General features: G+C 43.8%; 14 protein-coding genes. 2 read left to right on the top strand and 12 right to left on the bottom strand.

Annotated elements, in window-relative coordinates; translation table 11 throughout:
- Positions 1-3: 3 nt before the first annotated feature.
- The 4 genes from MHI60_RS09305 to MHI60_RS09290 all read right to left on the bottom strand — a co-directional run bounded on the left by MHI60_RS09305 (position 4) and on the right by MHI60_RS09290 (position 3,701).
- Positions 4-1,293: a UDP-N-acetylglucosamine 1-carboxyvinyltransferase gene (locus tag MHI60_RS09305; protein WP_024423746.1), complete on the bottom strand. Its 1,290-nt coding sequence runs from the start codon at positions 1,291-1,293 to the stop codon at positions 4-6.
- Between the two features lie 247 nt (positions 1,294-1,540).
- Positions 1,541-2,179 (bottom strand): fructose-6-phosphate aldolase, encoded by a 639-nt coding sequence (gene fsa / locus MHI60_RS09300; protein WP_003215343.1) that lies wholly within the window; start codon positions 2,177-2,179, stop codon positions 1,541-1,543.
- Between the two features lie 111 nt (positions 2,180-2,290).
- The gene (locus tag MHI60_RS09295; protein WP_024423748.1) at positions 2,291-3,148 is read right to left on the bottom strand and encodes a class II fructose-bisphosphate aldolase; all 858 of its coding nucleotides are present in this window, start codon (positions 3,146-3,148) and stop codon (positions 2,291-2,293) included.
- A 178-nt stretch (positions 3,149-3,326) separates the two neighbouring features.
- Positions 3,327-3,701, bottom strand: coding sequence for a response regulator (locus tag MHI60_RS09290; protein ID WP_003214681.1), 375 nt, complete (start codon positions 3,699-3,701; stop codon positions 3,327-3,329).
- A 180-nt stretch (positions 3,702-3,881) separates the two neighbouring features.
- Between MHI60_RS09290 and MHI60_RS09285 the strand changes: the two genes are divergently transcribed.
- On the top strand, positions 3,882-4,412 hold the full coding sequence (locus tag MHI60_RS09285) for a DUF2529 domain-containing protein (RefSeq protein WP_144483798.1): 531 nt from the start codon (positions 3,882-3,884) through the stop codon (positions 4,410-4,412).
- 40 nt (positions 4,413-4,452) lie between these two features.
- On the opposite strand, the gene pyrG is transcribed toward MHI60_RS09285, so the two are convergent.
- The 8 genes from pyrG to MHI60_RS09245 all read right to left on the bottom strand — a co-directional run bounded on the left by pyrG (position 4,453) and on the right by MHI60_RS09245 (position 13,976).
- On the bottom strand, positions 4,453-6,060 hold the full coding sequence (pyrG, locus tag MHI60_RS09280) for a CTP synthase (glutamine hydrolyzing) (protein ID WP_048237659.1): 1,608 nt from the start codon (positions 6,058-6,060) through the stop codon (positions 4,453-4,455).
- A 239-nt stretch (positions 6,061-6,299) separates the two neighbouring features.
- Positions 6,300-6,839, bottom strand: coding sequence for a DNA-directed RNA polymerase subunit delta (gene rpoE, locus MHI60_RS09275; RefSeq protein WP_095409781.1), 540 nt, complete (start codon positions 6,837-6,839; stop codon positions 6,300-6,302).
- Positions 6,840-7,087: 248 nt separating this feature from the next.
- A complete protein-coding gene (locus MHI60_RS09270; RefSeq protein ID WP_144483801.1) occupies positions 7,088-7,285 on the bottom strand; it encodes a hypothetical protein in 198 nt (65 codons plus the stop codon).
- Between the two features lie 136 nt (positions 7,286-7,421).
- The gene (locus MHI60_RS09265) at positions 7,422-8,564 is read right to left on the bottom strand and encodes an acyl-CoA dehydrogenase (RefSeq protein WP_144483804.1); all 1,143 of its coding nucleotides are present in this window, start codon (positions 8,562-8,564) and stop codon (positions 7,422-7,424) included.
- Between the two features lie 16 nt (positions 8,565-8,580).
- The gene (locus MHI60_RS09260; protein WP_144483807.1) at positions 8,581-9,693 is read right to left on the bottom strand and encodes an acyl-CoA dehydrogenase family protein; all 1,113 of its coding nucleotides are present in this window, start codon (positions 9,691-9,693) and stop codon (positions 8,581-8,583) included.
- 11 nt (positions 9,694-9,704) lie between these two features.
- Positions 9,705-10,568 carry a 3-hydroxybutyryl-CoA dehydrogenase gene (locus MHI60_RS09255; RefSeq protein ID WP_095409785.1) on the bottom strand — a complete coding sequence of 288 codons (864 nt, stop codon included), beginning with the start codon at positions 10,566-10,568 and terminating at the stop codon, positions 9,705-9,707.
- Complete coding sequence (locus MHI60_RS09250; RefSeq protein ID WP_144483810.1) at positions 10,568-11,761, bottom strand: acetyl-CoA C-acetyltransferase; 1,194 nt, start codon at positions 11,759-11,761, stop codon at positions 10,568-10,570. Before MHI60_RS09250 ends, MHI60_RS09255 begins: the two co-directional genes overlap by 1 nt.
- A gap of 103 nt (positions 11,762-11,864) precedes the next feature.
- Positions 11,865-13,976, bottom strand: a complete 2,112-nt coding sequence (locus MHI60_RS09245; RefSeq protein WP_144483813.1) for a heterodisulfide reductase-related iron-sulfur binding cluster — start codon at positions 13,974-13,976, stop codon at positions 11,865-11,867.
- Positions 13,977-14,119: 143 nt separating this feature from the next.
- Between MHI60_RS09245 and cls the strand changes: the two genes are divergently transcribed.
- Positions 14,120-15,316 carry a cardiolipin synthase gene (gene cls / locus MHI60_RS09240; protein ID WP_144483816.1) on the top strand — a complete coding sequence of 399 codons (1,197 nt, stop codon included), beginning with the start codon at positions 14,120-14,122 and terminating at the stop codon, positions 15,314-15,316.
- Positions 15,317-15,321 lie beyond the last annotated feature (5 nt).

Here is a 15,321-nt window from a genome sequence, read left to right as displayed (position 1 = left end):
GCCTTATGAATTTTGAAGTTCTTCTATTTCTTGGTCATTCAGCTTTTCACGCCAGATGGTTGCACCCAAGCCTTCAAGCTTCTTCTCAAGCAAACTATATCCTCTGTCTATATGTTCAAGCCCTGTGATTTCGGTCACACCGTCTGCCATTAACCCTGCGACAACAAGGCAAGCCCCTGCACGCAGATCACTTGCTTTGACCTTTGCTCCTTGGAGCTGCGTTTGTCCGGTAATAATAGCAGATCTTCCTTCGACCTTCATGTTTGCACCCATTCGACGCAATTCGTCAATGTGCTTAAAGCGGGCTGAGTAGATCGTATCTGTGACCACACTCGTGCCTTTCGCTTTTGTTAACAGCGCCGTCATCGGCTGCTGAAGGTCAGTCGGAAAGCCCGGATACACAAGGGTTTTGATATCGACAGGCTTGAGTCCTTCGTTTCTGCCAACGATCAGCATCTGATCGTTGCTCGTTTCAATGGTGAACCCCATTTCTCTAAGTTTCGCCGTAATTGATTCTAAATGAGTTGGGATCACATTATCAAGTACAACTTCATCTCCCATCGCTGCACCAGCTATTAAAAATGTTCCTGCTTCGATGCGGTCAGGGATGATTGAATGCTTACAGCCATGAAGAGATTCTACACCTTCGATTCGAATGACATCGGTACCTGCACCCTTGATTTTGGCTCCCATGCTTGCAAGCAGTGTCGCTACATCAATAATTTCGGGTTCCTTTGCAGCATTTTCAATCACCGTTTTTCCTTCAGCCAGTACGGCTGCCAGCATGATGTTGATCGTCGCACCTACACTGACAACATCAAGATAAATACGGGCTCCAACTAATTTTTCAGCGCGCAAATAAATCGCACCCTGCTCGTTTGTCACCTCGGCTCCAAGTGCTTCAAAACCTTTGATATGCTGATCAATCGGCCGAGGTCCTAAGTGGCATCCTCCTGGCAGTCCGATGACAGCCTGCTTGAATCTGCCCAGCATGGCCCCCATTAAATAATAGGATGCACGCAGTTTTTTCACTTTTCCATTAGGAAGCGGCATACTGATCATGGAAACAGGATTGACGACCATTTCACCTTTTTCAAAAGTGACCTTTCCGCCAATTTCTTCTAACAGATCTCGTAATGTGTCGATATCTGATATATGCGGAAGGCCTTCAATGGTTACTGGAGAATCAGCGAGAATCGTGGCAGGAATCAGTGCAACTGCACTATTTTTCGCACCACTAATATGTACGGTCCCGCGCAAGGGGTCACCGCCGGCAATGTTTAACTTTTCCATATTTGTCTCCCTTCTTAAAGAAGATCACTGTTGGAGTTATACTGTTTGTGGATGTCGCGCTTTAAAAGGTCTTGTCCAAAATTTAGCCAATATCAAGAGAAAGAATACAGGTTAAACGAAATTTGTCGGAAGAAAAATAATCGAAGCTTTGCGAGGCTGTGATGTTCTCTTCTTTGCACAAAACATTTCTTAGCGTTTATAAGGAAAACTGCGGCAAACGAGAGACAATCCCGCCTGCCACAATCACTTATTTATTCCAGTCTGCTAAAAATTGCTCAATGCCTGCATCCGTTAATGGGTGTTTCGTCAGCTGCTTGATGACTTTCAGCGGCATTGTGCCGATATGAGCACCTCTAAGCGCAGCTTCTGTCACATGCTGCGGGTGACGAATGGATGCAGCAATAATTTGTGTATCTAATCCATGAACATCAAAAATAGTTTTCACTTCGCTGATGAGATCAAGACCATTTTGGCCAATGTCATCTAAGCGGCCGAGGAATGGAGAGACATACGTCGCACCAGCTCTAGCTGCAAGAAGTGCCTGGTTTGCACTAAAAATCAATGTGACGTTTGTTTTAATTCCAAGGTCTGTTAATGCTTTGACAGCTTTAAGACCATCTGTAGTCATTGGAATTTTAACCGTGATATTTGGTGCGATGGCAGCAAGCTCTTTTCCTTCTTCAATCATTTCCTCTGCTTTTAGGGAAATCACTTCTGCACTGACAGAACCCGATACGACGTCAGTGATTTCACGAAGGCGGTCGTGGAATGATACGTCCTTTTCTTTCGCTACTAAACTAGGGTTTGTTGTGACGCCTGCTAAAATGCCAAGCTCGTGCGCCTCTTTGATGTCTGCAATATTTGCTGTATCTACGAAAAATAACATAACTGTGCCACTCTCCTATCAATAAATTGTCTGAAATGTAAATTTGATTGCGCTTTCTCAAGATATGGAGAAAACCGCCTGTGACTCAGGCGGCTTTCGGTTCTCATCAAATTATGCTTGGTTAGAAGAACCAAATTCGCGCATTTTGCCGATAACAGTCGCTTTAATTGCGTCACGAGCTGGTCCAAGATATTTACGTGGATCATACTCTTCTGTTTTTGCAGCAAGTGTTTCGCGTACTGCTTTCGCAGAAGCAATTTGGTTTTCAGTGTTTACATTGATTTTTGCTGTACCAAGTGAAATTGCACGCTTGATGTCAGCAGTTGGGATACCTGTTCCACCGTGAAGAACAAGTGGAAGACCAGTTGTTTTACCTATTTCTTCCATTTCAGCGAAACCAAGGTTTGGTTCACCTTTGTATGGACCATGTACTGAACCTAGTGCAGGTGCAAGGCAGTCAATACCAGTTCGTTCTACAAGCTCTTGGCACTCTTTTGGATCAGCATAAATAACGCCCTCAGCGATGACGTCATCTTCTTGCCCACCAACAGTTCCAAGTTCAGCTTCTACAGACACACCATGGAAATGTGCAAGTTCAACGACTTTCGCAGTTGTTTCCACATTCTCATCGAATGGGTGGTGAGAAGCATCGATCATGACAGAAGTAAATCCTGCATGAATCGCTTTTGCACAAGATTCAAAGCTTGAACCGTGATCTAAATGAATCGCAACAGGAACTGTTACATTATATTCTTCGATTAACGCTTTAACCATTGCGACAACTGTTTTGAAGCCGCCCATGTAGCGTCCTGCTCCTTCAGATACTCCTAAAATAACAGGAGATTTCTCTTCTTCAGCAGCTTGTAAAATCGCTTGCGTGAATTCTAAGTTATTTAAGTTAAACTGTCCAACAGCGTAACCTTTTTCCTTTGCGTCTTTCAACATTTCTGTCATTGAAACTAAAGGCATGATGAAAAATCCTCCCTATGTAGCTAATTTGCTTGCTAAAAAAAGCTCTCCACCCTAGCATGACCAGAATTTCTCGCCATATGTAAACTTTCAAAGTCAGATCGCTTTCTTCTTCTTTTCTAGAATACCAATTATTCGACAAATCGGCAACAGAATGACTCGATTCAATCATTTCCATCTAGCCATTTGTTTCAAGCGGCAGGTATTCTTTGACAGCATCTCGGATTTCATCAATATCAAAAGGCTTAGCGAAGTGCGTCAAGGCACCGAGTTCTTTGGATTCTTGGATCATATCTAATTCACCATAAGCTGTCATAATGATGACACGGATGTCTTCATCAATTAATTTCATTCGTTTTAAAATTTCGATACCATCCATTCCGGGAATTTTCATATCAAGCAGGACAAGGTTCGGTCTATGGTTTTTCACAATATCTAATGCCTGAAGTCCATTGGCAGCTTGAAAGGTTTGATAGCCTTCTTTATGAAACACTTCATTCAATAATATTCTAATACCGTACTGATCATCGACAATTAAAATTTTCTCATTCATCTGTTACACCCCATTGCTTTCATTTTTCGCCATAAAAAGAGCTGTTGTTAAATAATTCTGTTTGATTTTCACATTTCCTTTAATTATAATAGTTTACTTTACGACATTTTCTGAGCATTTTTCCTAATATTCTCTTTATATTCTATTATAAAATGATCTGACCGAAGGAGGAAATGAGTCTTGTTAAAAATTTTTACGACCCAGTTATCAGGTATTTTTTCACGTATTGGAGAAAAGCAGGCTGAAGCGATTGAGGACGGTGCACGCCTTCTTGCACAGGCCGTTGTCAGTGGACATGCCGTTTATTTTCACGGGAAGAATGAGCTGGCTGCTGTCGCCTTAGAGGCATCTGAAAGCAAGGAGCCGTTTCCCGGTGCGAAAGTACTCCCGCTCGATCAAAAGGAGCGCAGCTTACTTCATCCAAGTGACAGAGTGCTGTTATTTTATTCAGACCCAGAAGATCAAGAAATTCAATCTCTTGTAAAAGAACTGCACGAACAAGGTATGCCCATTGTTGGTGTAGGGCCGGCACAAAAGGAGCCTTCCACGATTGAAGAGCATTGTGATGTCCACATTGATTTTCAGCTCAAGAAACCGCTTGTGCCCGCTGAAGATGGGACAAGGTTTGGTTATCCGGCTTTAATGACCTGCTTATACGTCTACCACGCTCTATCGTTTACTGTGAAAGAAATCGTAGAGGAATATGAATAAAAAAACTGCCGAGAAGTGATATTCTCGGCAGTTTTTTGTTTTATTTTGATTCAGATGCTTGAAGTGAAGCACCAACGAAATCTCTAAATAATGGCTGTGGTCTTGTCGGTCTTGAGACGAATTCTGGGTGGAACTGAGAAGCTAGGAACCAAGGGTGATCCTTCAGCTCGATAATTTCAACAAGACGTCCATCTGGGCTTGTACCAGAGAAGACAAAGCCTGCTGCTTCCATTTGCTGTCTGAATTCGTTATTAAACTCGTAGCGATGACGGTGGCGTTCGTAGACCACTTCGTCATTGTATGCTGCAAATGCTTTTGAATCTTCATTTAATTTACAAGGATATAGACCGAGACGAAGTGTTCCGCCTAGATCATCTACATCCTTCTGTTCTGGAAGAAGGTCAATGATTGGGAATGCTGTTTCAGGATCAATTTCCGCTGAATGAGCTCCCTCAAGCCCTAATACGTTTCTTGCGTATTCGATAGATGCCACTTGCATTCCTAAGCAGATTCCGAAGAATGGCACTTTGTTTTCACGAGCATATTGTGTGGCAATGATTTTCCCTTCTACTCCGCGGTCTCCGAAGCCTCCAGGAACAATAATACCGTCAACATCTTGTACGAAATCAGCGATATTCTCTGCTGTCACTTCTTCTGCATTGATCCATTTAATTTGAACATCTGCATCAAACGCATAACCAGCATGACGAAGTGATTCAACGACAGAAATATAAGCATCTTGCAGCTCAACATATTTCCCTACAAGACCAATTGTGACTTGTTTCGAAAGGTTTTGCACTTTATCAACAAGCGCTGTCCACTCCGTCATGTCCGCATCTTGGCAGTCAAGTTTCATATGTTCACATACTAGCTTGTCCAGCCCTTGTTTTTGTAAATCAAGCGGAATGGAGTATAGCGTATCTGCATCCTGACATTCGATAACAGCTTTTGTATCAATATCACAAAATAGCGCAATTTTGTCCTTCATATCTTGTGCCAGAGGCATTTCCGTTCTGACCACGATGACGTTTGGCTGAATACCAAGACTGCGAAGTTCTTTTACACTATGCTGTGTTGGTTTTGTTTTCAATTCACCCGCTGCACGGATGTAAGGAACGAGGGTACAATGAATGTACATCACGTTTTCACGTCCGATGTCACTCTTCATTTGACGAATGGCTTCAAGGAATGGAAGGGATTCGATATCTCCTACTGTTCCGCCGATTTCTGTAATGACCACATCTGCACCCGTTTCTTTTCCGGCACGGTACACGCGGTCTTTGATTTCATTTGTAATGTGGGGAATGACCTGTACTGTTCCACCTAAGTAGTCACCGCGGCGCTCTTTCTTCAGAACAGTAGAGTAGATTTTACCAGTTGTGACGTTGCTGTACTTATTTAAGTTAATATCAATGAAACGCTCGTAGTGACCTAAGTCAAGGTCTGTTTCAGCACCATCATCTGTGACAAAAACCTCACCGTGCTGGTATGGACTCATTGTCCCTGGGTCTACGTTGATGTATGGATCGAATTTTTGAATGGTGACATCCATCCCTCTATTTTTCAGAAGGCGGCCTAACGATGCTGCCGTGATTCCTTTTCCAAGTGAGGAAACAACTCCTCCTGTTACAAAAATATACTTTGTCATTTCGTATGCTCCTCTCTTTTTTACCCTTGCATGTCTACACATGCACAGCTTCATCCTTTTTAGAGTGTATCCCTAAATCTCTTGAAAAATAAGAAAGCTCCCTTTCAAATAAATGAAAGGGAGCGTAAATGAACGTATCTTTACGTACTCTTTTTTAGAGAGCCCAAAATACATACTACATAGTTCGCTCTCGAAAGTCAAGACGGTTTTGTCCTGTTTTGAGGACCGGTTTGAGAGGGTTATTTGTCTTCCTCATCATCGTCTAAATCGTCTTCATCAATCTCCGTTAAGCCGTCATCATCTTCATCATCATCTTCGTCGAAGTCTTCAATATCTTCATCAATTTCTTCATCATCGTCTAGGTCGAGATCATCGTCGTCTTCAACAAGATCAAGGTCTTCTTCAAGCTCGTCGATTTCTTCTTCCTCTTCGATCTCATCGAAGTCTTCTTCAACGACAGCTGCTTTTGCTTTTTTCTTTTTCGCTTTTGTTTTCACAGCTGGCTGAACTTCTTCTTCGATTTGATCAACTGGATACCAGCTGCGAAGTCCCCATCTCTGATCACCTAACGAAATAAAGCGGCCATCTATATTTAAGTCTGTATAGAATTGAGCAAGTCGATCATCAAGATCGGATTTTTGTATTCCTTGCAAACGGATAATTTCATCTATTAACTCGGAAAACGTAATTGGTGTTTTGCTGTCTCTGAAAATTTCATAAGCAAGTTCAACTAAAGACATTTGTTTGAGCTGTTCCTGTGAGTATTCTTTCAAACTCAAGGTCAGACACTCCCTTTCTATTACATGTATGTATCCATTTATCAGTGAAATAATAAGTATTTATACCTTATTCTTACGACAAACCATACCTCTCATTATAAACAAATTAGGGGAGTTTATGCCACCTTTATTGATGTTAATTTTTGATTTTTCTCAAGGGGAGCGCCTAGAGCTTCATCATCCGCGTTAAATTGGACTAGATCTTGTGTACGGCATGCTTTTTGTCGTTCCGTTTTTTCTCGTCTATTTTAAAATGGGATGTTCTGAATGAGTGAGATAACGACAGGAATCGTGAATAACATTCCAGCAGACATGAGTACGATTAGTTTTCTGCGTCTGTTTTCTTTTTCTTCCTGCTTTTTTGGAGATTTCGAAAGCTCCGCGGACACCATGATCCAAATAACCATCGTGACGATTGCCAAAATGGCCATAAATGTTGAGTTCATCATCATAACCTCCATATCGATATTTTCCCTAATTTTAACATAACGCGATGGTGATATGGATGAACATTGAAAATTTGAAAACTGCATGACGAACGAAAACAGACCACCTCACGTTCAGGCGGTCTTTGCTTGTTTTCTACATATCTAGCAGTTTCCTTGAGATGACCAAACGCTGGATTTCCTGAGTTCCTTCATAAATTTGAGTGATTTTTGCATCACGCATGTATCGTTCGACTGGGTAATCCTTTGTGTAGCCGTACCCGCCGAAGATTTGAACTGCTTCTGTCGTTACTTTCATCGCTGTATCACCAGCAAAGAGCTTGGACATGGCTGATTCCTTTCCATACGGGAGGCTTTTCGTTTCGAGCCATGCCGCTTGGTAAGTAAGCAGCCTTGATGCTTCAATCGCTGTTGCCATATCAGCCAGCTTAAAGGCGATCCCTTGCTGCTGAATAATTGGTTTGCCAAATTGTTTACGCTCCTTGGCATACTGAACCGCCGCATCAAGAGCGCCTTGAGCAATCCCAACTGCCTGTGCAGCAATGCCGTTTCTGCCGCCATCGAGCGTCATCATCGCTATTTTGAACCCTTCTCCTTCTGCACCGAGCCGGTTCCTTTCATGGATTCGGCAATCTTCAAAACGAATTTCAGTTGTTGGCGATGAGCGTATGCCCAGTTTGCTTTCCTTTTTGCCAACGGAAAAACCAGGTGTCTCTTTTTCTATAATAAAAGCGGTTGTATTTCGAGATGCAGCTTCTTGGTCTGTTACGGCAAACACAATATAATAATCTGCTATGCCTCCATTTGTAATAAAGATTTTCGCCCCGTTCAGGACGTATTCACTGCCTGCCTTTACAGCCGTTGTCTTCATTCCGCCAGCATCTGAACCAGAACCGCTCTCAGTAAGTGCGTATGCTCCTATCTTCTGCCCTTCTGCAAGCGGCTTTAAATAGGTCTCTTTTTGTTCATCTGTTCCGAAAGTATAGATTGGCCATGAAGCAAGAGATGTATGAGCGGACAGCGTGACACCTGTAGACGCGCACACTCTTGAAAGCTCCTCAACTGCTATGACGTAGGCTAAATAGTCACTGCCGATTCCGCCCACGTCTTCCGGCCAAGGGATACCCGTTAAACCGAGCTCTGCCATTTTGCGAAAAATAGATGGATCATATGTCTCTGTTTCATCTCGCTCTGCTGCTGTTGGCTCCACTTCATTTTTCGCAAAGTCTCTCACCATTTTTTGAATCATTTCATGTTCGTCACTTAATTGGAACTGCATCTTGAGCCACCTCGTTTCATATTAGCTGTTTACAGATGACCAGCCTTTGAATTTCACTTGTTCCTTCATAGATTTCACAAATTTTCGCATCACGAAAGTAACGTTCTGCTTGATAACGATTCGTATAACCATCCATGCCTAGCAAATGGAGCGCTTCTGTACTGATCTCCACCGCCGTTTTTGACGCAAACAGCTTTGCCATTGATGCTTCCTTTGTGACTGGACGATTTGCCTCTTTGAAAGAAGCCGCTTGATAGACGAGCAGTTTGGCCGCCTCAAGCTTCGCCGCCAAATCACCCAGCCGAATGGTCGTTTCAAGACCTGCTGGATGCTTCTTTAAATAGGTCACTGCCTCGGTTAAAGCGGCTTCTGCAATGCCAAGGCTTTGAGCCGCAATTCCAATTCTCCCTGCATTTAGGCTGGACATAGCAATTTGAAAGCCTTCTCCTTCTGCACCGAGCAGCTGATCTTTTGGAATCCGCACGCCATCAAAATGAAGCGTGACTGTTTTTGAACCGTGCAGTCCCATCTTTTCCTCATCTTTTCCAATCGTAAATCCCGGCGTATCTTTCTCGACAATGAACGCCGATATATTTTTTCTCGCAGATGCCGGATCGGTCACCGCAAAGACAAGATATAGCTCTGCTTCTCCGCCGTTTGTGATAAAGATTTTCGTCCCATTTAATACATAACCGCCGCCTATCTGCTCTGCTCTTAACTGAATACTGGAGGCATCTGATCCAGCCTTTGGTTCAGTCAGACAAAAGGCACCCAGCTTCTCTCCTGATGCAAGCAGCGGGACATAAGTTTCTTTTTGTTCTTTCGTTCCAAAAGTCAAAATAGGCATCGTCACAACAGATGTATGAACGGACACAATGACACCGATGGTCGCACTCACTTTCGATAATTCATGGATCGCGATGATATACGTTGTAAAATCTGCACCTAAGCCTTGATACGAAGCTGGTATTGGAATTCCTAGATAGCCTTGCCGTCCCATTTCACTTAAAATTTTTTTTGGAAACCGGCCTTGTTCCATCGCTTCTACTTCAGGGAATATACGCTGGCGTGCAAATTCTGCTGTCTGTTCTCTCCAGAGACGCTGTTTATCCGTAAGCAAAACATCCATCTTGACTCCCCCTATGAGTGGTCGTGGTATGTGTAAAAACCTCTCTTTGTCTTTTTGCCCAGCCAGCCTGCATTCACGTATTTTTTCAAAAGAGGACAAGGTCGATATTTGCTGTCTCCAAGTCCCTCGTGAAGGGTATTCATAATAAATAAACATGTATCAAGTCCGATGAAATCAGCTAGACGAAGCGGCCCCATTGGGTGATTCATCCCAAGTGTCATCACACCATCAATGCTTTCTGCATCTGCCACACCTTCATATAGGGTGTAAATGGCTTCATTGATCATTGGCATCAATATTCGGTTTGATACAAACCCTGGGAAGTCTTCCACTTCAATTGGGGTTTTGTTTAATGTCTTCGCTGTTTCATAAATAACTTGATATGTGTCATCACTCGTTTGCAGCGCTCGAATGACTTCAACCAGTTGCATGACAGGAACTGGATTCATAAAATGCATGCCAATCACTTTCTCCGGTCTGCTCGTCACAGCTGCTAATTCTGTGATCGACAAGGAAGACGTGTTTGTCGCAAATATGGCCTCCGCCTCTGCAAATTGATCAAGTGTTTCAAAGATTTGTTTTTTGACACTCATTTGTTCTGATGCAGCTTCTATGACTAAATGAGCCTGTTGTACGTCTTGTAAATCTGTGGAAACGGCAAGCCGCTGCGTAATATCTCGGACTGCCTGATGTGCCAGCTTTCCTTTTTCTGCGCGCTTCGTCAGTTGTTTGGTCATGGAGGAGATCGCTCGATGAATCTGCTTTTCTGATGCATCATGGAGCAGGACTGTATAGCCTGACTGAGCAAACACTTGGGCAATGCCTGATCCCATTTGACCGGCTCCAACGACCATAACGGTCTCTTCTATACTCATCAAAAAGCGCCTCCCTTTTCATCTACCTTTATCATGATCGCATCTCCTTGACCGCCTCCACTGCAAATCGCCGCAATGCCAATGCCTCCGCCTCTTTGTCTTAACGCATGAATCAATGTCAATATGATACGTGTTCCGCTTGCCCCAATCGGATGACCGAGTGCGACAGCCCCTCCGTTGATATTCATTTTCCGCCGGTCGATCCCGGTTATTTTTTCACATGCCAGAGCCACAGCTGAAAAGGCCTCATTGATTTCAAATAAATCGATATCCTCTAGACGTTTTCCTGTTTTCTTCAAAAGCTTCTCGATGGCAAAGGCTGGTGTTTTCGGGAAATCCTTCGCCTCTACAGCAACTTGAGTATGACCGAAAACGACTGCCATTGGCTTTACGCCATGCTGCACAGCATACGTGTCTTTCATTAGAAGAAGTGCACTTGCACCATCATTGACACCTGGTGCATTTCCAGCGGTGATGGTACCTTTCTGATCAAAAACAGGCATGAGCTTTGACAGCCGTTCATATGACGTATCACGCCGCGGAGATTCATCTTCTGTGATCAGCCGTTCTCCCGTTTTTGTTTTGACGGTGACGGGGGTGATTTCATGTTGAAAAAAGCCACTTTTTTGCGCTTCGATGGCCCGTTCGTGACTTCTGAGTGCCCACAGATCCTGCTCTTCCCGCGTGATGCCAAGCTCCTTTGCAGCCATACTTCCATACTCACCCATATGAACGCCTGTAAATGAACAGGTTAACCCATCTAAAATCATCGCATCTTGTACTGCACCATCTCCCATTTTGTAGCCCCATCGCGCTTTTTTTAGCAGATAAGGAGCGTGAGACATGGATTCCATACCGCCCGCCGCGATGACCTCAGCATCACCGGCTCGAATGATTTGATCTGCCGTGCTCACACTGCGCATGCCTGATGCACAGACTTTATTGATGGTTTGTGTTGGAACAGACCAAGGAAGATCAGCATATCTTGCTGCTTGCCTTGAAGGAATCTGCCCTTGCCCTCCTTGTAAAACACTTCCCATAATGACCTCATCTATTTCATGAGAACCCGAAACTCTTTCCAGTGCAGCCTTGATCGCTATACCGCCTAGTTCTGCGGCAGTCAAACCACTGAGAGTGCCGCCTAGTTTTCCAAATGGTGTTCTTGCTCCAGATACAATGACCGTCGTACTCATGTATGCCCCTCCCTGTTTGTTACCGCTTACATATCGTTTAGGCAGCCGATGAAACAGTGCCATGGATAAGCCGATGAACATCCTATTCATCGGCCTGTCATGTTTACGACACCTGCTTTCCAGCCTCACCAAACACTGATTTTTCAAGAAGTTCTGCGACATCAAATGTGCCTACCTGCTCCTCTACTTCCTTCGCCTTCGTCCCATCTCCCAGCATCGTTAAGCAATAAGGACACCCTGAGCTGATGATGGACGGCTGGACCTGTAACGCCTGCTCCGTTCGTGCAGTGTTAATCCGGGTACCCGTCTCTTCTTCCATCCACATTAAGCCCCCGCCTGCACCGCAGCACATACCAGTTTCACGGTTGCGCTCCATTTCTTTCAGCGTCACACCTGGAATGGCTTTTAAAATGTCTCTTGGCGGGTCGTACACTTCGTTATATCTGCCTAGGTAGCAAGAGTCGTGGAAGGTAATCACTTCGTTCACTTCATGTACAGGTGTTATTTTCCCTTCTTTCACTAACTCTGCCAGTAATTCAGTATGATGGTACACTTCTGCCTCAAGTCCGAAGTCTGGATATTCATTTTTAAATAAGTTATAGGCGTGTGGATCAATTGTGACGATCTTTGTGACGCCGTTTTTCTGAAATTCTTCAATGTTTTTTGCAGCAAGCTCTTGGAATAAAAATTCGTTTCCGAGTCTTCTTGGCGTATCGCCTGAGTTTTTCTCTTTATTGCCTAGGATGGCAAAGGATACTCCCGCTTCATTGAGGAGCTTTGCAAAAGCAAGTGCAATCTTTTGGCTTCGATTGTCATATGCCCCCATTGAACCAACCCAGAATAAATAATCAAAGGTTTGCTCTGCTTTTTTCAGCTCTTTCACTGTCGGCACATGCACATCTTCTCTCAGTTCACGCCAATTTTCTCTTTCTTTTCGGTTCAACCCCCACGGGTTCCCTTGGCGCTCAATGCTTGTCATGGCACGCTGTGCATCTGCGTCCATTTTTCCTTCTGTTAGCACAAGATATCTGCGCATATCAATAATCTTATCAACGTGTTCATTCATGACAGGGCATTGGTCTTCACAGTTTCGGCACGTCGTACATGCCCAGATTTCTTCTTCTGTAATGACCTCTCCAATAAGAGAAGGATGATATATAGAGCTGGCAGCCGATTCTTCGGCACCTGCTCCTCTCGCCTGCAGTGCCAGCTGGTTTCCTGTTGTCTGCTTGAAGGCAAGCTGCGGGACCCAAGGTGTCTTTGATGTAATAGCGGCCCCTTTATTGGTTAAATGATCTCTTAACCTTAAAATCAAATCCATCGGAGACAGCATCTTCCCTGTCCCTGTAGCCGGGCACATATTCGTGCAGCGCCCGCATTCCACACAGGCGTAAAGATCGATGAGCTGAGACTGACGGAAGTCTTCAATTTTTCCCACACCGAAGGTCTCTTGTGTCTCATCTTCAAAATCGATTTTTTGCAGCTTGCCTGGCGGGTCTAATCTGCTGACAAATACGTTCACAGGCCCTGCAATCAGATGAGCGTGCTTTGACTGAGGAACATAAACTAAGAATGTCAGCAAAATAAGAAGATGCACCCACCATGCGGCATAAAAAACAATGGCAGCCGCCAGAGGTGAAATTCCGCCCAGCAAGAAAGCAATACTAGAAGCGATTGGCTCAGTTGGTGATAGAGAGTGTCCATGCCAGATGATGTTCATGCCGTTCCCAAGTAACACTGTCAGCATTAAGCCGCCAATAAATAAAAGCACTAGACCCGATTTGAAGCCTCGTTTTAAACGGACAAGCTTCTCCACGTATCTTCTATGGAACGCCCATACAACCGCCACTAAAATGAGAAGTGTGACAATCTCTTGGAAAAACGTAAAGACGCCGTACACCGGACCTAAAGGAAGCCCGCTGTCTGGAATAAGCCCCTTCAGAATAAAATCAAGGGCTCCGAACTGTACAAGGATAAATCCGTAGAAAAACAGCACATGAATGATGCCGCTCTTCTTGTCCTTTAATAGCTTCTTTTGCCCAAATACGTTGACCCAAACACGCTCTAAACGTTTCTTCATGTCTTGTTGAAACTCTTCTTTTTTACCAAGACGAATATAAGCCGCTCGTGTTCGAATGAGATAAACAAACAAATACAGAGCGTAAGCGGTCACCGCCGCAAATGCGATCAAGTTGATGATTAAAAGGCTATTCATCTTGCTCCCCCTTTCATTCCCCAAAACCCACTTTGTTCCGTTTCCATGTTGTACCTCTATCATAAATAATGAATGAGTATTCAGTCAATATTTTTTACATGTTTGGGTACACTATTGAAATATGCAAAAAAGGAGGAAGTTTCATGATCGCATTAATCATCCTACTCGTACTCATTGCCATCGTTTTGCTCGTCATGTTAGACCTTTATATGGGAAAGAAATATTTTTCTACTCACGCATTTGAACGATCTTTTGACCAAACAAGCGGCGATGCCGTCTTTTATCATGATGGGGAACCATTTTTCGATCAGCTGCTTACCGATATACAGCAAGCCTCTTCTTCTATTCATATGATGTTCTTTATTGTAAAGAACGACAAGATTGGTCAAAGGGTCTTACAAGCATTGAAAGCCAAAGCGGAGCAAGGAGTTTCCGTCTTTTTGCTGACCGACCGATTAGGCTCCTACTCGTTTGATCAAAAGTCGATTGACATGCTAGAAAGAAGCGGCATTCAATTTTACTTTTTAAATAAGCCTCGTTTTCCTTTTTTGATTTACCGTTTAAACATGAGAAATCACCGTAAAATCACAGTGATTGATGGAAAGATTGGCTATATTGGCGGATTTAATATAGGTGATGAATATGTTGGGAAGAAAGGCCGGTTTGGCATTTGGAAGGATTATCATTTGCGGATGACTGGACAGGTTGTCGCAGATCTCCAGCATGTGTTTCTGAATGATTTGTACCGGTCGTCTGGTATTCATCAGCTGCAATATGAGGTTTTCCCTGCATTGGAACCGGGAACATTACAATGCACAACACGTGCGACTGCTGGTTTTTCTTTAGAAGCTCTATTTCTCCAAGATATTCAGCAGGCGAGGAAACAGATCATCATCTGTACGCCTTATTTTATTCCATCAGCTCCTCTTCTGGAGGCGCTACTTGATGCACGAAAGCGGGGCGTCACAGTTGAAATCATCATTCCAATGAAAGCGGATCATCCACTTGTCAAAGAGGCTGGCTTTCATTATTTGAAGGACCTGATTGCCTCTGGATGCCTTGTTTATCGTTTTTATAAAGGATTTTATCATTCGAAAGCCATTTTGATTGATCACAGCCGCTGTATGATCAGTACTGCGAATTTTGATAAACGCAGCTTGTTTTTTAACGAAGAAGTAGACGTGGCCATTGATGATCCCACCTTTACTGCACACGTAGAGGAAAAGATTCGGGAGCATATGGAAGTTTCTGAGATCCTGACAGAAGAAACATTGTCAAAGCGCCCGCTTTTCACACGGCCGCTTGAGTGGGTTGCCGCCATGTTCTCGTATTTTTTATAAAGGAG

The organism is Bacillus sp. FSL K6-3200 (genome assembly GCF_038630485.1).
Taxonomy (GTDB): domain Bacteria; phylum Bacillota; class Bacilli; order Bacillales; family Bacillaceae; genus Bacillus; species Bacillus safensis.
Note: the sequence above shows the minus strand (reverse complement) of the source record. Positions and strands in the feature narration are given on the sequence as shown.

Excerpts from the sequence above, each read along its gene's own strand:
- MHI60_RS09305 (WP_024423746.1), bottom strand. The coding sequence starts at position 1,293 with ATGGAAAAGTTAAACATTGCCGGCGGTGACCCCTTGCGCGGGACCGTA.
- fsa (WP_003215343.1), bottom strand. The coding sequence starts at position 2,179 with ATGTTATTTTTCGTAGATACAGCAAATATTGCAGACATCAAAGAGGCG.
- MHI60_RS09295 (WP_024423748.1), bottom strand. The coding sequence starts at position 3,148 with ATGCCTTTAGTTTCAATGACAGAAATGTTGAAAGACGCAAAGGAAAAA.
- MHI60_RS09290 (WP_003214681.1), bottom strand. The coding sequence starts at position 3,701 with ATGAATGAGAAAATTTTAATTGTCGATGATCAGTACGGTATTAGAATA.
- pyrG (WP_048237659.1), bottom strand. The coding sequence starts at position 6,060 with ATGACAAAGTATATTTTTGTAACAGGAGGAGTTGTTTCCTCACTTGGA.
- MHI60_RS09270 (WP_144483801.1), bottom strand. The coding sequence starts at position 7,285 with ATGAACTCAACATTTATGGCCATTTTGGCAATCGTCACGATGGTTATT.
- MHI60_RS09265 (WP_144483804.1), bottom strand. The coding sequence starts at position 8,564 with ATGCAGTTCCAATTAAGTGACGAACATGAAATGATTCAAAAAATGGTG.
- MHI60_RS09260 (WP_144483807.1), bottom strand. The coding sequence starts at position 9,693 with ATGGATGTTTTGCTTACGGATAAACAGCGTCTCTGGAGAGAACAGACA.
- MHI60_RS09255 (WP_095409785.1), bottom strand. The coding sequence starts at position 10,568 with ATGAGTATAGAAGAGACCGTTATGGTCGTTGGAGCCGGTCAAATGGGA.
- MHI60_RS09250 (WP_144483810.1), bottom strand. The coding sequence starts at position 11,761 with ATGAGTACGACGGTCATTGTATCTGGAGCAAGAACACCATTTGGAAAA.
- MHI60_RS09245 (WP_144483813.1), bottom strand. The coding sequence starts at position 13,976 with ATGAATAGCCTTTTAATCATCAACTTGATCGCATTTGCGGCGGTGACC.
- cls (WP_144483816.1), top strand. The coding sequence starts at position 14,120 with ATGATCGCATTAATCATCCTACTCGTACTCATTGCCATCGTTTTGCTC.